General features: G+C 59.5%; 16 protein-coding genes, 2 tRNA genes and 1 pseudogene. 15 read left to right on the plus strand and 4 right to left on the minus strand.

Translation table 11 applies throughout. The annotated features are described in order from the left end of the window. The first annotated feature begins 54 nt into the window (after positions 1-54). The 7 genes from kdsA to ruvX all read left to right on the plus strand — a co-directional run bounded on the left by kdsA (position 55) and on the right by ruvX (position 4909). The gene (gene kdsA / locus IPK32_17350) at positions 55-885 is read left to right on the plus strand and encodes a 3-deoxy-8-phosphooctulonate synthase (GenBank protein ID MBK8093687.1); all 831 of its coding nucleotides are present in this window, start codon (positions 55-57) and stop codon (positions 883-885) included. Then, positions 872-1399: a hypothetical protein gene (locus IPK32_17355; GenBank protein MBK8093688.1), complete on the plus strand. Its 528-nt coding sequence runs from the start codon at positions 872-874 to the stop codon at positions 1397-1399. Before kdsA ends, IPK32_17355 begins: the two co-directional genes overlap by 14 nt. Continuing rightward, complete coding sequence (locus IPK32_17360) at positions 1396-2421, plus strand: hypothetical protein (protein MBK8093689.1); 1026 nt, start codon at positions 1396-1398, stop codon at positions 2419-2421. Before IPK32_17355 ends, IPK32_17360 begins: the two co-directional genes overlap by 4 nt. 5 nt (positions 2422-2426) lie before the next feature. Continuing rightward, complete coding sequence (lptB, locus tag IPK32_17365) at positions 2427-3212, plus strand: LPS export ABC transporter ATP-binding protein (GenBank protein ID MBK8093690.1); 786 nt, start codon at positions 2427-2429, stop codon at positions 3210-3212. Between the two features lie 86 nt (positions 3213-3298). After that, entirely contained in the window at positions 3299-3895 is a 597-nt protein-coding gene (raiA, locus tag IPK32_17370; protein ID MBK8093691.1) for a ribosome-associated translation inhibitor RaiA, read from the plus strand. Between the two features lie 16 nt (positions 3896-3911). Then, positions 3912-4355, plus strand: a complete 444-nt coding sequence (locus IPK32_17375) for a septal ring lytic transglycosylase RlpA family protein (protein ID MBK8093692.1) — start codon at positions 3912-3914, stop codon at positions 4353-4355. 62 nt (positions 4356-4417) lie between these two features. Next, a complete protein-coding gene (gene ruvX / locus IPK32_17380; protein ID MBK8093693.1) occupies positions 4418-4909 on the plus strand; it encodes a Holliday junction resolvase RuvX in 492 nt (163 codons plus the stop codon). A gap of 9 nt (positions 4910-4918) precedes the next feature. Here ruvX and IPK32_17385 read toward each other — a convergent pair whose 3' ends face one another. Both IPK32_17385 and IPK32_17390 read right to left on the minus strand, forming a co-directional pair. Beyond that, a complete protein-coding gene (locus IPK32_17385; GenBank protein ID MBK8093694.1) occupies positions 4919-6004 on the minus strand; it encodes a cytochrome-c peroxidase in 1086 nt (361 codons plus the stop codon). Beyond that, positions 6001-7293, minus strand: coding sequence for a Gfo/Idh/MocA family oxidoreductase (locus tag IPK32_17390; GenBank protein MBK8093695.1), 1293 nt, complete (start codon positions 7291-7293; stop codon positions 6001-6003). The genes IPK32_17385 and IPK32_17390 overlap by 4 nt, the downstream gene beginning before the upstream one ends. Before the next feature lie 41 nt (positions 7294-7334). On the opposite strand from IPK32_17390, the pseudogene IPK32_17395 reads away from it, so the two are divergent. From IPK32_17395 to IPK32_17420, 6 genes and pseudogenes are all read left to right on the plus strand, one after another. Beyond that, positions 7335-8198 (plus strand): annotated as a pseudogene (locus tag IPK32_17395) (isochorismatase family protein). 722 nt (positions 8199-8920) lie between these two features. Beyond that, positions 8921-10945, plus strand: coding sequence for a DUF1553 domain-containing protein (locus IPK32_17400; GenBank protein ID MBK8093696.1), 2025 nt, complete (start codon positions 8921-8923; stop codon positions 10943-10945). Positions 10946-11124: 179 nt separating this feature from the next. After that, positions 11125-12477: a DUF1501 domain-containing protein gene (locus tag IPK32_17405; protein MBK8093697.1), complete on the plus strand. Its 1353-nt coding sequence runs from the start codon at positions 11125-11127 to the stop codon at positions 12475-12477. 453 nt (positions 12478-12930) lie between these two features. Then, positions 12931-14148, plus strand: a complete 1218-nt coding sequence (locus tag IPK32_17410; protein MBK8093698.1) for a lipase maturation factor family protein — start codon at positions 12931-12933, stop codon at positions 14146-14148. Positions 14149-14163: 15 nt separating this feature from the next. Continuing rightward, a complete protein-coding gene (locus IPK32_17415; protein ID MBK8093699.1) occupies positions 14164-14565 on the plus strand; it encodes a hypothetical protein in 402 nt (133 codons plus the stop codon). Between the two features lie 113 nt (positions 14566-14678). Next, on the plus strand, positions 14679-15473 hold the full coding sequence (locus IPK32_17420; protein ID MBK8093700.1) for a hypothetical protein: 795 nt from the start codon (positions 14679-14681) through the stop codon (positions 15471-15473). Positions 15474-15490: 17 nt separating this feature from the next. Here the strand turns inward: IPK32_17420 and IPK32_17425 are convergent. Continuing rightward, a tRNA-Met gene (locus IPK32_17425) sits at positions 15491-15565 on the minus strand. A gap of 5 nt (positions 15566-15570) precedes the next feature. Continuing rightward, positions 15571-15645, minus strand: a tRNA-Asn gene (locus tag IPK32_17430). A 187-nt stretch (positions 15646-15832) separates the two neighbouring features. On the opposite strand from IPK32_17430, the gene tmk reads away from it, so the two are divergent. Beyond that, positions 15833-16501: a dTMP kinase gene (gene tmk / locus IPK32_17435; protein ID MBK8093701.1), complete on the plus strand. Its 669-nt coding sequence runs from the start codon at positions 15833-15835 to the stop codon at positions 16499-16501. 79 nt (positions 16502-16580) lie between these two features. After that, complete coding sequence (locus IPK32_17440) at positions 16581-17843, plus strand: DUF1552 domain-containing protein (GenBank protein MBK8093702.1); 1263 nt, start codon at positions 16581-16583, stop codon at positions 17841-17843. Positions 17844-18868: the final 1025 nt, after the last annotated feature.

Raw genomic sequence — 18868 nt, forward strand, 5'->3', positions numbered from 1 at the left:
ACCGATGGGAGTCCTAGCTTTCTCGATTACGAACTCATTTTTACCCTCAAAGGCATGTTTCAACTCCCGGTGGTGCAGATAGGTCAGGTACGTATGGACGGCGCAGAGCCCGTCTTCATGCTCGGTCCGTGCGTGATCGAGAGTGAAGATTTCATCTGGGGCGTCGCGGAGCAGCTCGCTGCCATGGCCCGCCAGCATGGCTGGCGCTGGATTTTTAAAGCCTCTTATGACAAGGCCAATCGCAGCGCCATCTCCTCCTATCGTGGCCTGGGCTGTGCAGATGGGTGCAAGCTGCTCGCTCAAATCGGTGCGAAGCTCGGCGTGCCTGTCACGACCGACATCCACACTGCGGAAGAGGCACGGCTCGCCGCTGAGCACATCGACCTGCTGCAGATCCCCGCATTCCTCTGTCGTCAGACCGATCTCATCCTCGCCGCAGGCGAGACTGGCCGCGCAGTGAATGTCAAAAAAGGTCAATTCCTCGCCCCCTGGGATGTGAAGAACATCGCCGACAAGTTGGTCACCGCTGGCTGCCAGAACTTCATGTTCACCGAGCGTGGCACCACCTTCGGTTACAACAATCTCGTGGCCGACATGCGCTCACTCTACTGGATGCGGGAGCTCGGCTACCGCAGCGTCATGGATGCCACCCACAGCGTGCAGCGGCCCGGTGGACTGGGCAGTGCCACAGGTGGGGATGGCAAGCTCGCCCCCGTGCTCGCACGGGCCGCCGTCGCCGCAGGCTGCGATGGTGTTTTCATGGAGACACATCCAGATCCCGCCAAAGCACTCTCGGATGGCCCCAACCAGATCCCGCTATCACAAATCGCCTCCGTGGTCGAAAAACTCCGCAGCATCCATGCCCTCGTCCGTGACATCGACTGATCGTAGCCGCCTCCGCAGCCGATCCGTGCTCATTCTCGGCCTCTTTTTAGCCGTGAGTGGGCTGGGCTGTGCCTGGATACTCGCCCAGGAATCGAGCAACACAGACCTCGCCTCCATGCTGGCCTCCTCACTGCCCCTAGGTGTCGAGAATAAAGAGCTGCTCCTGCCGCAGTTCGATGCCCAGGGGCGCCGCAGCTCACTCCTGACTGCCGATGTCGTGCGGCGAGTCGATGACGAGCGCCTCTACGCCGAAGTTTTCTCCTGGCAGCAATTTGCCGATACAGAAGCACGCAGCCTGCGCATCGAAATGCCGACCGCCTATTTTAATCTGAAGACCAGCACCCTACGCGGCACCAGCGGCGGAAAGGTCAGCCGCAGCGACTTCCAGATCGAAGGCGAACGCATGATCTACGACACACGCACAGGGCAGGGGATGATGGAAGGAAACATCCGCATGGTCATCTTTGACACCACTGCCAAAAGAGACGACAAACCCACCGCCCCCAAGCCATGAAACGCCTCTCCCGCACCCTCATCTGCCTGCTCATCTGCGTAGGCACCGGCATGCATGCGCAAGACGCGGCCAGTGAGCCGAAAAAAAGCGGCGGAAACCTGCTCGATACGGCTAAACGCCTCCTCCAGGGCAATAAAGACCGCGTCAGTGATGAAACCCGTAAAAAGGCCGAAGAAGCCGCCCGGGCCGCCATGAATGCGGTACCGGATGACATCAAAAATAAGGCCCAAGAGCTCGTCAAAGGCCAAGGAGCCGAAGAAGCACGCAAAAAGGCCATCCAGACCGTCCAAGGCTTGGTGAAGGGGAAAAGCCAAGAGTCGCCCAATCCAGCACCCGTCACCGAAACCGTCGCAGTAGCCCGTCCGGCCAATCCGGCCGTCGCAGCCGCCGTGGGACCACAGCCGCAGAGACTCCAGCCACTCGTCTTTGAAGATCCACAGATCGCCACTCCCGCAGCTCCGACCGGCCAGACCGTCATCACCGCCACACAATCCGGCATCTTTGATGCCAATAGCAGCACCGCCATCTACCGAGGCAGCGTGAAAGCCCTCAGCCCAGACTTCAACATCGCCTGCGATGAACTGGAGATCCACATGAAGAAAAATGCCAGCGGCAACATCAATGGCAAGCCCAAGACTGCCAGTGATGCCGACATCCTCGCCACCCGTGCCGAAAAGAAAGCGACCGGCCAGCTTGGTCGTGGCTTGCCAAAGGACAGCCCCATCGACATGGCCTACGCACGCGGCACCATGGTCACCATCGAGAAAAATGATCCCGTAGGTGAACTCCAGATCGCCCATTGCAATGAAGTCGCCATCTTCGACGGCAAAACCGGCGTTTTCACCCTACGTGGTTGGCCGAGCGTGCAAAAGGGAGATACCATCATGGAAGCCACTGATCCGCGCTGCTTCATCATCATTGATTCCAATGGCAAGCTCACCGCTGACGGCGGCGCTTTCCGCACCACCCGCGCGGCCACCCCACAGGCCGCGCCACCCTCCACCTCCACGCAGCAGCAGTGAGTGTGATGCCTGAAGTGATCGACCCAACTCTCCAATTTGCGCCAGGAGCCCTCCAACAGGGTGAAAGCGATGTGCTTCTCCACACCGAGCAACTCGTCAAAATCTACGACGGCCGCACTGTCGTCAGTGGCGTCGATATCGAGGTGAAAAAGGGCGAAATCGTCGGCCTGCTCGGTCCCAATGGTGCCGGCAAGACCACCACCTTCTACATGATCGTCGGCCTCGTACGGCCAGATGGCGGAAAAGTCATGTTTGAAGGCCATGATGCCACCCATCACCCCATGTACATGCGTGCACGGCTCGGCATGGGCTACCTTCCGCAGGAGGAGAGCATCTTTCGCCGCCTCACCGTGCGGGAGAACATCCTCGGCGTCATGGAGACACAGGGCTACTCTAAAAAAGAATGCGCCGAGCAGACTCAGGCCCTCATGGAAAAATTCGGCATTGACCACGTCGCCAATAACCTCGCCATCACGCTCTCCGGTGGTGAAAAACGCCGCCTCACCATCGCCCGCAGTCTCGTCACCTCACCGAAGCTGCTCATGCTCGATGAGCCCTTCAGCGGTGTCGATCCCATCGCCGTCGGAGAGATCCAGGACATCATCCGCATGCTCCGAGAGGCCGGCCTCGCCATTCTCATCACCGATCACAACGTCCGCGAGACTCTGAACATCGTGGACCGCGCCTACCTCATCTTTGAAGGTAAAATCCTCCGCCACGGTAGCAAGGATTTCCTCGTCAATGATGAAGAGGCCCGCCGCCTCTACCTCGGCAGTAATTTCAGCATGTAACCGCGCCTTGAACTTCCAGTATTGAACGCCGAACATTCCACATCGAACCAAAGCACAGAAGCGAGAACCATCATCCCCAACACACCATGCAAGTACACAACGTCAACCTCCCCGTCGTCGTCACAGGCCGCCACATCGAGATCACCGATGCCATCCGTGAATACGCACACAAAAAGATCGACAGCCTCCACCTCGACTACCCGCGCATCATCGAGGCAAAGGTCATCTTAGACATCCAAGGGCACCACCGCCAGATGGCTGAAATCATCCTCTTCTGCGCCAATCACATCGTCATCGAAGTGAAGTCCACCACCGAGGACATCTACGCCAGCATTGACGAGAGCATCAGCAAAATCGCCCGTCGCATGCGGAAGTACAAAACCCGCCTTCTCAAGAGCCACCGCCCCCGCAAAAACGGCTCCATCCGCCACATCCAGGAGCACGTCATTCACGAAGAGTCCGTTCATCGCGAAGACGAGCACGTCACGCCAGCCTACGTACATGAAGAGTCCTATAAAATCAGACCGCTCTTCCCGGATGAAGCCATCGTCGATCTGGAAATCAGTCAGCGTCCTTTCGTGGTCTTCCACGATCAGCAGAATCATAAGCTCGCCATCCTTTTCCGTCGCAAGGACGGCGACTACAGCCTTATCCACCCAGAGGACACCGCCGCCGCGAAGTAATCGCACACGCCTGCGCATGACTCCCGCGACTCTCACACCATCTGAGCCCGCCCGGCAGCACCGGGCGGGTTTCTTCTTCCTCAAAAGCCTCGCTGCGCTCCTAGCACTCACATTGGCTGCCTGTACCTCGCCGCCCGCGCCTGTCGTGGCACCGCAGAAGCCTACACCCGCAGTCATCGCCACTCAGCATGGCATGGCCTCCATCTACACCGATCACCGCACCGCCAGCGGCGAGCCCTTCCGCGTCTCCGCTCTGGCCGCAGCGCATAAGACCTGGCCCCTGCGCTGTTTGGCACGATGCACGAACCTGCACAATGGCCGCTCCGTCATCGTGCGCATCAATGACCGCGGCCCCTACATCCGTGGTCGTGTCATCGACCTCACCCCCGCTGCCGCCAATGCCATCGGCCTCGGCAAGCGCCAGGGCATCTGCCCTGTCAAAATCGAGCGCTTGAAGTGACCGCCATCCTCAGGTCGCAGCGGTGGCTTGAGTGAGCGTCGGATACGCAGTCTTCATTCTTTATGTCACGCATCCTCGCCATCGACCACGGCACTGTCCGCATCGGGCTCGCCATCAGTGACGAGATGGAAATCATCGCCAGCCCGTTCAAGACGCTCGATGCCCATCAGCAACCAGAGCGGGCCATCGCCCAGATCGTGCGGGATCGCCAAATCGCGAAAATCGTGCTCGGTATGCCCTTTCGCATGAGCGGAGAAAAAGGCAGCGCCGCAGAGCGAGTGGAAAAATTCGCCACCAGTCTCGGCAAAGAACTGCAACATTCAGTGCCCATCGAATTCGTCGATGAACGGCTCTCCAGCGTCGAGGCAGAGGCCTCCCTCGCTCGTAGCGGCGTCACGGGGAACCAGGAGCGCAAAGCCGTCGTCGATCAGCTCGCCGCCGTCGTCATCCTCCAAGATTACCTGAACTCCCAGCGCGGGCCAGAAGGCTTCCTCCTGCCAGATGAGAGCTACGATCTGAGCTGGAGTGATGAAAAAACGCGGCGGCGACGGTGAGCGTCGGCCTCACGGCACCGGTAGTCCGCTGGGCACGCTTTTGGGCACATGCTGATCATACGCATCGCTATTCAGAGCCTCCAGAAAGGCCTGAATAGGTGCTTGATCTTGCGGGAGCATGTTCAGGTGGCGTAGCAGGGGATCGAGCGGCGGCAGAGTCGCCTGATCACCACCATCGAGAGTTTCCGCCACCTGATCCATCAGCCGATCATAAAAGAACAGCACCTCTTCCAGAGTCACATTGCCGCCGTGGTGCATGTAGGGCGCTGTGTAGCGTAAATTACGCAATGTAGGCGTGCGGAACATCTGCTGCTGCGTGCTCGCATCACTCAGGCCGATGGCATGCAGCTTGAAATCACTGAGCATGGGGCCGTTGTGACATAGGGCGCAGCCCGCCCGCTGGAAAACCTCCATGCCATGCCGCTGTGCGGGAGTCATCGCCTGCGCATCCCCGCGCATGAAGCGATCAAATGGCGTGTCCGGTGTGATGAGGGTGCGCTCATACGCAGCGATGGCCTGTGTCACTTTTTCTACACTTATGTCCTGCTCAAAGAGCCGCTGGTATTCAGGAATGGCCTTTAAGCGTGCGATCATCCCCGCAGCGGCTTCAGCCTCCGTACAGGCATCACCACGCATTTCTTCGCGAGCACGGATGGGAGCCAAAACCTGCTTTTCGAGGCCAAAAACGCGATTGTCCCAAAACATCGGTGCCTGGGCAGGATCATGTTTTTTAGCCACTTCCAGGCCGTTGAAGGCCACATTCAGGATCGTCGGCGTATTCCTCCGTGTCGGCATGAATTCGGCCCCTGGCAGCAATTTCCGCTCTGGACCGATTCCGCTGGCATGCACGCCCAGAGGCGTCGGGCGAGCATCTGCCCAGCCGAAGCGCGGATGATGGCAGCTCGCGCAGGCGACCTCTCGCGTGGCGGAGAGAATCGGGTCAAAAAACAGCAAACGGCCCAATTCCACCCGCTCTGGAGTATCGCCCGACAGCGCCGCTGTGCGTGGGAGCGCGGCCAGCTCCGTGCTCGGCAGCGGATCAGCAGCGAGGGCGCTGCTGATGAGTAGCGTGAGAGATGCGAGGAGCCATTTCATGCCTTCGGAGTGGCCCAGTGCTCGCGGTACTCGCGGCGCAGCAGTTTGGTGCTGTCTGCATCGCCCGTGAATGTCTCGCTAGCGGCATCAAAGACGAGGGCGCGGCGTGTGCGTGCGGCGATATTGCCCAGATGGCACAAAGCTGTGCTGAGGTGATTGATCGTGATGTCTGCATTCAGCGCTGCTCCAGTGCGGATGGAGTCGAAAAAGTTCGCATGATGCGCGGCTAGGTCTGGGCCTGTGCCAGCATTGAGCTCCTCGATGAGCTTGTTTTTCTCGCCGTAAATCTGCCAGCTTCCCTTGGCTTTGCCGCCTACGATCATGCCTTTTGTGCCATACCAGGCGCAGCCATTCTCGTGACTTTCCTGCACATAGGGTGACCAATCACGCTGCTCGTAGATGAGCTGCTTCGTTCTGCCGCCGATGTCGTATTCAAAGGCGCAATAAAGTGTATCTGGCCACTCTTGATCGTCATCGAAGAAGAGCTTGCTGCCTTGGCCGATGATGCGCTGCGGATGCTGCTCCACGCCGAGTCCCCAGCGTGCGATGTCGATGTCGTGCACCCCATCATTGCCGAAGTCGCCTGCTCCGAAATGGTGAAACCAGCGCCAATGTGACGGATGGTAGGTGCTTTTAAATGGCACTGGAGGCACAGGACCGAGCCATAGCTCATAGTCCAGCTCTGCGGGCGGTTGGGAGGTGGGCTGATGGCCGTGGTTTTTGCGCAGTTGGCTGTTCCATGCCTTGGCGCATAAGACCTCGCCAATGATGCCGCTGCGTAGTTTTTCGATGACTTGAGCGGTGCTAGCAGTGCTGCGGCTCTGGGTGCCGACTTGCATGCGCACTTTGTTGCGTGCGGCGGCCTCGATCATGAGTCGGCCTTCACGCAGATTATGCGAGCAGGGCTTTTCCACATAGACGTGCTTGCCTGCCTCCGCGGCGAGGATGGCACCAGGAGCATGCCAATGATCTGGCGTGGCCATCAGCACGGCCTGCACCGCTTTGTCCTCAAAGACGCGGCGCATATCTGTGGCGATCCGTGGAGTCTGCCCCGTGAGCTCCTGCACCAGGCGTGCGGCGGTCTCTGCCCGGCGGCGATCTGCATCACAGACCCAGGAAAAAACCACGTCGTCACGCTTACACATGGTCTTGATATGATTCGTTCCCATCCCACCAGGGCCGATGAAGGCCAGATGGATCTTCTCCACGCTGGTATTCGCGGCCCGGAGGATGGCTGGCGCGGCGAGGCTGGTCTTCAGAATAAAACGGCGGCGGCTAATCGTGTTCATAGCGAGTGCATAAGGAACGCTGCGAGCCCCGTACTTCACGCATGCACCCACGCATCCTGATCGCCGCCCTTTTATCCTTCGCCACCGGCTCCATGGCGGAGACGCCACTACCACTCACACTCCAGAGCCGCTCCATCACGGGGCGGACCACACTGGTGAAGGAGGCCTGGCTGCCATCACGCACCGCCGTCATCGTCTGCGACATGTGGGACCTGCATCACTGCAAAAACGCCGTCGTGCGAGAGGGCGAGATGGCTCCCCGCATGAATCAGGTGCTCGAAAAAGCCCGTGCTGCCGGTGTACTCATCATCCATGCACCGAGTAGCTGCATGAAGCCCTACGCGGGCACGCCAGCCCGTGGTCGTGCGCAGACCGCCCCGCCTGCCGCTCGACTGCCAGATCAGATCGGCGACTGGTGCAAACAAATCCCCGCCGAAGAGCACGCCATCTATCCGCTCGATCAAAGCGATGGCGGTGAAGATGATGAACCCGCTGCACACACGAAGTGGGCCGCAGAGCTCACCGCCAAAGGGCTGAACCCGCGTGCACCGTGGACTCGGCAGATCGACGTCCTGCGCATGGATCAGGAAAAAGACGCCATCAGCGACAGTGGCGTGGAGATTTGGAATCTGCTGGAAGCACGCGGCATCGAAAACGTCATCCTCATGGGCGTGCACACGAATATGTGCGTCGCGGGCCGTCCCTTTGGCCTGCGCCAGATGGCGAAAAACGGCAAGCACGTCGTCCTCATGCGTGACATGACCGATACGATGTACAATCCCGCTCGCTGGCCCTTCGTCAGCCACCCACGCGGCACGGAGTTGTTCGTCGCCCATGTCGAAAAGCACATCTGCCCGACCATTACCTCCGATCAGCTCCTCGGTGATGGGAAGCCCTTCGCCTTCACTGCCGCCACCGCAGGCCCACGCCGCGTGCAGATCCTCCTCCTCGGCGATAGCACCACAGAGGCCAGCATTCCGAAAAAGCTCGCCCCCGACGAGCCGCAGTTCGAGGACACACTGCGCGGCCTCCTCGCCTGTGAAGAGGGCTTGCCCCCCTGCGACGTTTATAATGAGGGCGTCAGTGGCGAGTACATCCGCCGCCTGCTCGATACTCGCTACGACAAAGCCGTGAAGACCAAGCCACAGGCCGACTACATCATCATCCGCTACGGCATCAATGACTCCGCCAAGCGTGAAAAATTCGCCGAGAACTTCCCCAAAGACTTCCACGAGCTGCTGGAGCGTCTGCGCAAAGATCACCCGAAGGCCGAACTCATCGCCATGACCAGCATCCCCTACTACACTGGCAAAGACCGCGAGGATGTGAACAGCCTCATCAAAAAAATCGCCGAGACGGAAAAGCTCCCGCTCTTTGACATCGCGCCGCGTTATCTCGCCGAGTTGGCCAAAGGCGGTGACATGCTCAACTACCGCCGCTTTGCTCTCTCCAAAGTGCCGGAGAAACTGCGACCCTTTGCCGCACCGTATGTACAGCCCGGCACCGATCCGCAGATCGTCGTGCTCGATAACCGGCTCGATGCCATTTTCGGCCATTTGCCCGGTTGGTTCAGTGATCGCCATCCGAACATGGCCGGATACAACGTCATCGCCCACGAGTCGGCCAAATGGCTCACTCCACGCATTCGCACACGGTATGCCCGCCCATGATTCGCATCACGGCCATCGCCCTCCTGCTCCAGGTGACTGCCCATGCGCAGCACTGGGCCTTCCAGCCGCTGAAGCCCGGCAGGGCAAAGAGCATTGACGCCTATCTCCAAACATCTTCCGCCACACAGGCCGATGCCCATACACTCATTCGCCGCGCCCACTTCGATCTCACCGGCCTCCCGCCTTATGAGTCCTATTCGTCCCATGAGAGCTATGAAGCGCTCATCGACCGCCTCCTCGCCTCTCCTCACTACGGTGAGCAATGGGCACGCCACTGGCTGGATGTGGCCCGCTACTCCGACACCAAAGGCTACGTCTATGCCCGCGAGGAAAAGAACTGGGTCCACGCCTCCGCTTACCGTGACTGGGTCGTCCGCGCTCTCAATACCGACATGCCCTACGACCGATTTTTGCTGCTGCAAATCGCCGCAGATCAAATCGTGCCGCCAAACTCGCCGGATCTCGCCGCGATGGGCTTTCTCACGCTTGGGCGGCGCTTCCTTGGCGTCACGCATGACATTATTGATGACCGTATCGACGTCGTCATGCGCGGCACGCTCGGCCTCAGCGTCGCCTGTGCACGCTGTCATGATCACAAATTCGATCCCATTCCCACCCGTGACTACTATGCGCTCTACGGCGTCTTCCAGAGCTGCGCAGAGGCGCTCGTGCCCTGCGCCAGCGGCGAAAATGCCGAGCTCACCGAGCTAAAGCAGAAAAACCGCGCTCTCATGGCCAAACGCCGTGAGGAGCAGATGAAGCGCACCCGCGACCGCGTCGCCGACTACCTCGCCGCGACTCGTGAGCTCGATAAATACCCGGAGGAGGTCTTTGGCCAGATACTCGAAGAGAAAGACCTCAATCCATTCATCGTGCATCGCTTCATCGCATGGCAGCAAAAACACCCCGGCACCGAATTGACTGAAAAAGGGCTCCTCCAGCCTGATTCGCCCGCCTTCGTGCCCGACGAGCATATCGCCAACATCGAGATGTACTTCCCCACTGGCGTCACCACTGAGCTGTGGAAGGCGCAAGCAGAGGTGGACCGCTTTCTTCTCAAAAACAGCACCGCACCAGTCCACGCCACCATTTTGACCGACCGCCCGCTGCCGAGCACGCCGCGTGTGTTCAATCGCGGCAATCCGCTCATGAAGGGGGATGCCGTGCCGCGTCAGTTTTTGAGCCTCTTCGGCCCGCAGCAGCCTTTTACGAAAGGGAGTGGCCGTCTGGAGCTCGCACAGGCCATCACCGACCCGCAAAATCCGCTCACTGCCCGCGTGATGGTCAATCGCCTCTGGCAGCACCACTTCGGACGTGGCCTTGTCGCCACACCGAGTGATTTTGGCAAGCAAGGCAGCCCACCCACGCATCCAGAGCTGCTCGACTTCCTCGCCACCGAATTCATCCGCAGCGGCTGGAGCATGAAGCAAATGCACCGGCTCATCATGCTTTCAGCAGCGTATCGCGGCTCCAGCATCACGCCCCACCGTTTGAGCTTTGAAGAAGCCCGTGATGCCTGGCTCACTGCCGCAGGCCGACTCAATCCGCGCATCGGCGGCCGTCCTGAGCCCCTCTTCGCCGCCAGCAACACACGCCGCACGCTCTATGCCTTCATCGACCGCGAAAACCTGCCCGCCGTGATGCGCACCTTCGATTTCGCCAATCCAGATCTCTCCATTCCGCAACGCACCGAGACCACCGTGCCGCAACAGGCCCTTTTTGGTCTCAATCACCCCTTCCTCGTCCAGCAGGCCAAAGCGCTCGTGAACCGTGTTTCGACCGAAAAATCACCCGAAAACCGCATCGGCCTACTTTACCGCTTTTTGTTTCAAAGAAGCCCCCAAGCCGACGAACTCGCCTCCGCGCTCGCTTTCATTTCCGTCGATGAAAAAGCCGCCACGGCCCCGAAACCGCCCCTCACCTCCTGGGAGCAGCTCGCGCAAGTGCTCATGCTCTCGAACGAGTTCATGTTTGTTGATTGAGGCGACAGCAAAGTAGCCATCTCGCTCCGCGAGATGAGCACAAGACTCTCGCTAGCTCGAAGCCTCCCCCCAACTCGCTCCTTTCCGCGCAATGAAGACGCCAGGCTCATCTCGCGGAGCGAGATGGCTACTTTGCTTCGCTCCTGCGAGGTCTGGGTGAGTATAAGCGTTTCTTTCTCATGCCTCTCCCACTCACCCGCCGTGATTTCCTTGCCCGTTCCGGGATGGGCATGGCGGCGCTGGGGCTGGCGGATTTGCAGGCAGCGAAGCCGCATTTTGCGCCGAGGGCGAAGCGGGTGATCCATTTCTTCCTCAATGGTGGGCCGTCGCATGTGGATACGTTTGATCCGAAGCCGGCGCTGGCACGCTACGCGGGCAAACCGGTGCCGAGTCATCGCATCACGGAGCGGAAGACGGGCGCGGCGTTTCCTTCGCCGTTCAAGTTTCAACGCTACGGGCAGAGTGGGATCGAGGTGAGTGAGTTGTTTGCCAAGACAGCGGCGCATATCGACGACATCGCGGTGATCCGCTCGATGCAGGTGCAGGTGCCGAACCATGAGCCGTCGCTGATGCTCATGAACTGCGGTGACTCGATCCAGCCGCGTCCAAGCCTGGGTGCGTGGCTGACGTATGGCCTGGGCAGTGCGAATGAGAATCTACCGGGCTTCATCGCGATGTGTCCCGGCGGTATGCCGATCAAAGGCGCGGAGAACTGGCAGGCGGCCTTTTTGCCGGGTGCGTTTCAGGGCACCTACGTCGATTCAAAGCACGAGGCGGTGGACCGCTTGATCGAAAATATCCGCAGTCCACACGCGGACACGAGCGTGCAGCTCCGCCAACTCGAGCTGCTGCGTCGCATTAATGCCGCGCACAAGGCGGAACGCAGCGATCCGCGGCTGGAGGCCCGCATTCAGAGCTTCGAGCTGGCTTTTCGCATGCAGATGGATGCGGCGGATGCCTTTGATGTGACGAAGGAGCCGGAGCATATCCGAAAAATGTATGGCGAGGGTGTGCATGCGCGGCAGACGCTCATCGCGCGGCGGCTGCTGGAGCGTGGTGTGCGCATGGTACAGCTCTGGCATGGCGCGGGGCAGCCCTGGGACAATCACGACAACATCGAGACGAATCACCGCAAGCTGTCGAACGACATCGACCAGCCCATCGCGGCGCTTTTGAGCGATCTGAAGCAGCGCGGCATGCTGGAGGACACGCTGGTGATCTGGGGCGGCGAGTTTGGCCGTACGCCGACGGTGGAGATGAGTGGGACCAAGTCGAAACTAGGCCGAGATCACAATCACTACGGTTTTAGTGTGTGGATGGCAGGTGGTGGTATCAAAGGCGGCACGGTGCATGGCAGCACGGATGAGTTCGGCTTTGCGGCGCAGGATGATCCGGTGAGCGTGCATGATCTGCATGCCACGATCCTGCATCTGATGGGCGTGAATCATGAGGAGTTGACGTATCGCTATGCGGGCCGCGATTTCCGACTGACGGATGTTTATGGCGAGGTGATCCGCCCGGTGGTGGCGTGAAAAAGCGGTTTGGAGCAATGCTGGATGCAGATAGAAATGCAGCCATGGAGTCTGAAAAAACCAATGACCAGCCTTTCACCCCAGTGGAGCCCCCGAAACCGAGCATGGATGTTTGGCGGAGGATGGCGGCGTGGCTGAATACAAAGTCGCAGGATTACCGGCTGACGCGTTTTGTGCTGTTGAGGGTGATGGGGCTGGTGTGGTTTGTGGCTTTCCTTTCGGCGGCGCTGCAGTTTATCCCGTTGGTGGGGCATGATGGGTTACTGCCGGCGGATCTACTGGTGAAGCGTGCGGTGGAGCAGCATGGCGGGGATGCGTGGCAGGTGTTTTGGAAAGCGCCGTCGTTTTTTTGGTTTCACATCAGCGATGAGCTGATTCTGGCGGTGACGTGGACGGGGACGGTGCTGGGCCTGATCGTGATGTGCGGCTACGCGAATGCGATCATGCTTTTTTGTGCTGTGGGCGCTGTATTTGAGCCTGCTGCCGATCGGGCAGGAGTGGCTGGCGTATGGTTGGGACACGCAGATTTTGGAAACGGGCTTTTTGGCGATGATGCTGGCTCCGCTGCTGGATGGGCGGCCTTTTCCGCGCCGTGCGCCGCCGGTGGTGATCATTTGGCTTTTTCGTTGGCTGGCGTTCCGCATCATGCTGGGGGCGGGTTTGATCAAATTACGCGGCGATGAGGTGTGGAGCATGAAGGAGCTTTCCGCGCTGGTGTATCATTACGAGACGCAGCCGGTGCCGGGGCCGTTGAGCCGCTTTTTTCACTTCTTGCCGCGGTGGTTTCATCAGGCGGGATGCTTGTTCAATCACTTCGTGGAGGTGGTGGTGCCGTGGTTCGCGTTTTGGGGCCGGTGGCCGCGTCACATCGCGGGGGTGCTGATGGTGGGATTCATGGGCGTGCTCATTTTGACGGGGAATCTGTCGTTTTTGAATTGGCTGACGATCATTCCGTGCCTGGCGTGCATGGACGATTCGCTGTGGAGGCGTGTGTTGCCGCGCTTCATCACGGCGCGGGCGGAAAAGGCCGCGCAGAGTGCGGAATCGGCCTCGAAGGGGCATTGGGTGATGGTTTTGCTCTTCACGGGCTATGTGGGCTGGTGGAGTGTGGAGCCGGTGAGGAATCTGATTTCGCCCAATCAGATGATGAACACGTCTTTTGATCCGCTGCATCTGGTGGGGAGCTATGGGGCCTTTGGCAGCATCGACAAGGAGCGCTACGAGCTGGTCTTTCAGGGGGCTTATGTGGAGGTGATCGATTTGCTGACGGACTGGAAGGACTATGAGTTCAAGGCGAAGCCCACGGACGTGATGCGGCGGCCGGTGTGGATCACGCCGTATCATTACCGCCTGGACTGGGCGGCGTGGTTCCCCTGGCATCGCTATCAGGGTGGGGCGCGTAATGCCTGGGTGCCGCATTTCCTGTGGAAGCTGCTCCAGAATGACCCTGCCACGCTGGGGCTGCTGGCACAGAATCCCTTCTCGGATCATCCGCCGAAGTATGTGCGCGTGCTGGTGTATCGCTATCGCTATGCTCCAGCGGATGATCCTTCCGGTGCGTGGTGGACGCGTGAGCGAGTGGAGACGCTGGTCCCGGCGGTGTCCCTGGAGCATGCGCAACTGCGCCAGATCATGCGAGAAAATGGCTGGATGCGGGAGGAATCTCGCTGAATCGTGCCGCTCATCATGCCTTCGAGCGATTTTCCATCGGGCCCGTGGACGGGCTATTACCAATATCCGAGCAAGGAGCGCGGAGGGCAGGATTTATGGCTGACTTTTCAGGGCGGCCAGATGAGCGGCCATGGAAATGATGAAGCAGGCACCTTTCAGGTCAGCGGAAACTACAATGAGGAGGAAAAGGAGGCCGAGTGGACCAAAAGCTATCCAGATGGGCATCGCGTCCACTACCGGGGTTTCCGCGAGGGGGCGGTGCCGGGCATCTGGGGCACCTGGAGCATCCCTGGTGACTCGTCGGGCGGTTTTCACATCTGGCCACTGCCAGGCACCGAGGTGCCGGAGGCGGTGGAGGAGCGGGAAACCATCCAAAATCCGGTTCGCCGCCGGGAGCCTGCCATGATGCCAGGATGAGGCTTTTAGACCAGGGAAGGGCAGGAGAGCAGTGGGAGTTATGCGGAGAATTGTTCACATCTTCACAATTCGGATTGTGAAGATGTTTAAGTTTCGTTAATTATTAACCTGTCATGGGCAAGAAAAACCAGCGCCGACACCGAATCGAAGCCACTACTCGTCCAGCGGGTATCAATAACCGTGCCGATGCGCAGGGAGAGGCAGCGCTACTCTTCCTCAAGCGGGTCATCGGGGCTGTGTTGCTCTTCCCCCTGGCGCTGATCACAGCCATCACGCTCTGCGTCATGCTCTGGCGGGCCTGCCGTGATCTGGAGTTCTGGCGTAGTGCGGAGCTGGTCTTTTTCGCCCTCGGTGGCCTGAGCTGGTGGGCGATCTGGCTCTGTGGCATCCGGCCCGTGACGACCTATGTTTTTGGTCACGAGATGAGCCACTACTTTGTCGCGAAGCTCTTCGGCGGAGTGATCTTTGACTGGAAGGTCGGTGCCGATGGTGGCTACGTCGAGACGAACAAATCAAACACCTGGATCACGCTCGCGCCGTATCTCTTGCCGTTTTATACCATCATCGTACTGGGGCTCTTTGGCGTGGTTGGCATCTTTCTGGATCTGCACAGCCCTGTGCGGCTAGGGCCGGTGAAAATGGTGCCCGCGCTAGTGTTTTATTACCTCGTCGGACTGACCTGGTGGTTCCACGCGACCTACACTGCACGGACCGTGCGCATCGAGCAGGGGGACCTGCGGCGCAATGGCGAGTTCTTCTCCATGATGCTCATCTTCCTGGTGAATGTGGCCCTGCTCATGCTGATGCTGCTCGCGGCATCTCCCTCGCCCGCACTGGGCCTGGGTGAAGTGGTGCGCTGCTGGTGTGGCGTGGCGGCGGAGTTCTTAGACTTCCTGCTGCCTGGGTGAGGGCTGGCTCCATCCATTGGTGGCAGAGGGGAGATTTGAACTCCCGACCAAAGGCTTATGAGTCCTCTGCTCTACCCCTGAGCTACTCTGCCGTAGATGGCTCCTGAGGTAGGGTTCGAACCTACGACCTAGTGGTTAACAGCCACCCGCTCTACCGCTGAGCTACTCAGGAATCACTTTCCCTTCCGGGGAAGGGGCGGGATGTTTAGCCGCTCTCGCTTTTGGCGCAAGCATTTTGTCTTCATTGAATGCAGCGAAAATTTTGGCAGCAATCCGGGTCCGGGGGCGATGAGCATCATCGAGTGCTATTCCGCTTTGATTCGCACAGAGGTCCGCTTTATCAGCGATCCACACACCCCATGTCCGCCGCCACCTCCAGCTCCGGCTTCTTGCTCTCCTTCGAAGGCTCTGAAGGCTGCGGCAAATCCACACAAATACGCCTGCTCCAAGCTCGACTTGAGCAGCAAGGGCACCGCGTCGTAGTCCTACGCGAGCCCGGCGGCACCGAGGTGGGTGAGAGCATCCGTCATCTCCTCCAGCATGCCAAAGAAGGGGCAGAAATGACGCCAGAGGCCGAGCTACTCCTCTTCGCTGCCAGCCGTGCACAGATCGTGCGGGAAAAAATCCGGCCGCTACTCGCTGCGGGAGTTTTTGTCATCCTGGACCGCTTTCTCGACTCCACCACCGTCTATCAGGGTCATGCACGCGGCCTGCCGCTGGAGAGCGTGCGAGCCATCAATCATTTCGCCATCGGCGGCACATTGCCCCATCTCACCGTCGTGCTGGATCTGGACACCGCTACCGCCTGGCAGCGCATCCACGCCACTGGCCGCGAACTCGATCGCATGGAGAGCCAGCCGCCCGAGTTCTTTGAAAAAGTCCGCCAAGGCTACCTCTCCCTCGCCGCCGCAGAACCAAAGCGCATGCGTGTTCTCGATGCCTCCGCAGAGCCTAGCGTCGTGCATGAAGAGGTCTGGTCACTCCTCCCCAGCCATCTTACCCACGAAAAGATGGTCGATGCGCAGTAGGTGACCGTGTTTCTCATTTGGTAGCTGGGCTCCGTAGCGAAAACTTGCTAGGCGGGCGCTTTCAGGCACCTTTGTGACGATGACATCCACTCTTTCTCGTCGCACCTTTCTTCGCTCCTCGGGGGTCTCGCTGGCGTTGCCCTTTCTCGATGCCATGTGGGGACGCAGGGTCTTGGCGGCTGAGGCGGCTCCGCCGAAGCGGCTGGTGACGATTTGTGCTTCGCTGGGCATTTATGGACCCGATTTCTTCCCGGCGACCAGTGGCGATGCTTATGCGGTCTCTCCGTATTTGAAGATGATCGAGGCGCATCAGAAGGACTTCACGGTTTTTTCCAATGTTTGCCACCCGGATCAAAATGGACGCGATGGACATGCTTCGGAGATGACTTGGCTCACTGGGGCTCGGCATCCGGGGCTCGGTGGTTTTAGGAATTCGATCTCGCTTGATCAATTCATCGCGGAGAAGATCGGCTTTGAGACTCGCTACCCCTCCCTGCAACTCAACACGGGTGGCAATAACAGCCAGAGCTACACCCGCAGCGGGGTGATGATCCCGGCGGAGTCGAAGCCTTCAAAGATTTTCGCCAAACTCTTCCTCGATGGCAGTGCCAACGAAATCTCGCAGCAGATGCGTAAGCTCCAAGAAGGTCGCAGCATCATGGATACGGTGGGTGAGGAGGCAAAGCGCCTGGAGAGGCGTTTTGGCAGTGCTGACCGGGATAAACTCGAAGAATACTTCACCAGCGTGCGTGAGATGGAGCTGCGGTTGCAAAAGGCGGAAGCCTGGGTGCAGAAACCAAAGCCCAAAGTCGATGCGCAGCCGCCGAAGGATATTCAGGATGAGAAAGACCTCATCGGACGCATGAATTTGCTCTTTGACCTGATCCCGCTCGCATTCCAGACGGATAGCACACGCCTGATCACCATGGTTGTTCAAGGGCGCGGGGATGTGCCTACTATTCCCGGCGTCAAAGCGGATCATCACAATCTCTCGCACCACGGCCAAGATCCCGAAAAGATCGCTCAACTACGGCTCATCGAAACGGCGCAGCTCAAAGCCCTGGACTCACTGATGGGGAAACTCAAAGCCAAGCGTGAGGGGGCTAAAAGTCTGCTCGACAGCACCGCGGTGCTCTATGGCAGCAACCTCGGCAATGCCAACTCGCACGACTGGCACAATCTGCCGCTGCTGCTCGCGGGTGGGGGCTTCAAACATGGTCGTCACCTCACGGGTGATGCGAAGAACAACACGCCTATGGGGAACCTCTTCGTCCGCCTCATGCAAAACATGGGTATTGAAGTGGATGCCTTTGGCTCCAGCACAGGCGTGATGACGATCTGAGGAGCTCAGGGAAGGACGAGGACGGCTTTGGTACCGCGTGCGTTTTCTCCTGGTAGGAGATCGATGGTGCAGTGTGGCGGCTTCTTTGACGAAGCAGAGACCTAGTCCGCTGCTTTTTTTGCCGGTGTCAGGGCGGGGCAGGGAGTAGAAGCGCTCGAAGACTCGCTGGCGTGCATAGTCCGGGATGCCTGGGCCTTCGTCCTCGATCTCGATGACGCAGCGCTGCTCAAAGCGGTAGGACTTGATCCGTAGCTGGCCCTCTGGCGGTGAGAAGTCGATGGCGTTCTGCATCAGATTGCAGAGTGCCAGCTCTATGAGCCAGGGATCGCCCTCGACGATGAGTTCATCAGCGAGATCCTGTTCGAGGCGGAGATTTTTCGCGGTGGCGAGTAGCGCGTGGTGATCCCAGGCACGGAGGATGACCTCACGCAGATTGACGGGCTCGCGTTTGAGCAGTGTTTTCTGTTTTTCCAGTGCGGCGAGGTGGAGTAGGCGCTCGAGCAGATCGCGCAGGCGAGCGGCTTCGGCGCCGATGTTGCCGAGGAAGCGTGTGCGCTTATCCGCAGGCACATCGCTGCCTTGGAGGATCTCGCTTGCGCCGAGGATGGCTGCCACGGGGCTTTTGAGCTCATGCGTGAGGCTCTGGACGTAGCTCTCCACGTATTCGCGTCCCTCCAGCGCATCGCGCATGTCTTCGAGTGCGCGGGCGAGGGTCTTCATCTGGTGGCCTGGCATGCGTGGTGGCGTGCTGCGCTCACCACGGCTGATGGCCAGAGCGTGCTGTGCTAGGTCATCCAGCGGGCGAGTGGCCCAGCGTGCGGAAATATAGATGCCCAGCAGCATCAGCAGGATGGTGGAGGCCACTACCCACTTCAGCCAGCGCTCTGTTTCCCAGACAAAGGCCAAGACACCGCGCTGTGGCTTTGCCACGCTGACGACGCCCAGTGTGCGTCCATCCCGCAGGATCGGTGCGGCGACATACATCACCACAGAGCGCGGATCAGCCGCATCTGTGCGGGTGCTGC

Source organism: Verrucomicrobiaceae bacterium, from assembly GCA_016713035.1.
Lineage (GTDB): Bacteria > Verrucomicrobiota > Verrucomicrobiia > Verrucomicrobiales > Verrucomicrobiaceae > Prosthecobacter.

Coding starts and splice junctions, on each gene's coding strand:
- IPK32_17440 (MBK8093702.1), top strand. CDS start 16,581: ATGACATCCACTCTTTCTCGTCGCACCTTTCTTCGCTCCTCGGGGGTC.
- IPK32_17385 (MBK8093694.1), bottom strand. CDS start 6,004: ATGAAATGGCTCCTCGCATCTCTCACGCTACTCATCAGCAGCGCCCTC.
- IPK32_17415 (MBK8093699.1), top strand. CDS start 14,164: ATGCCTTCGAGCGATTTTCCATCGGGCCCGTGGACGGGCTATTACCAA.
- kdsA (MBK8093687.1), top strand. CDS start 55: ATGTTTCAACTCCCGGTGGTGCAGATAGGTCAGGTACGTATGGACGGC.
- ruvX (MBK8093693.1), top strand. CDS start 4,418: ATGTCACGCATCCTCGCCATCGACCACGGCACTGTCCGCATCGGGCTC.
- IPK32_17360 (MBK8093689.1), top strand. CDS start 1,396: ATGAAACGCCTCTCCCGCACCCTCATCTGCCTGCTCATCTGCGTAGGC.
- IPK32_17390 (MBK8093695.1), bottom strand. CDS start 7,293: ATGAACACGATTAGCCGCCGCCGTTTTATTCTGAAGACCAGCCTCGCC.
- raiA (MBK8093691.1), top strand. CDS start 3,299: ATGCAAGTACACAACGTCAACCTCCCCGTCGTCGTCACAGGCCGCCAC.
- tmk (MBK8093701.1), top strand. CDS start 15,833: ATGTCCGCCGCCACCTCCAGCTCCGGCTTCTTGCTCTCCTTCGAAGGC.
- lptB (MBK8093690.1), top strand. CDS start 2,427: ATGCCTGAAGTGATCGACCCAACTCTCCAATTTGCGCCAGGAGCCCTC.
- IPK32_17420 (MBK8093700.1), top strand. CDS start 14,679: ATGGGCAAGAAAAACCAGCGCCGACACCGAATCGAAGCCACTACTCGT.
- IPK32_17375 (MBK8093692.1), top strand. CDS start 3,912: ATGACTCCCGCGACTCTCACACCATCTGAGCCCGCCCGGCAGCACCGG.
- IPK32_17405 (MBK8093697.1), top strand. CDS start 11,125: ATGCCTCTCCCACTCACCCGCCGTGATTTCCTTGCCCGTTCCGGGATG.
- IPK32_17400 (MBK8093696.1), top strand. CDS start 8,921: ATGGCTCACTCCACGCATTCGCACACGGTATGCCCGCCCATGATTCGC.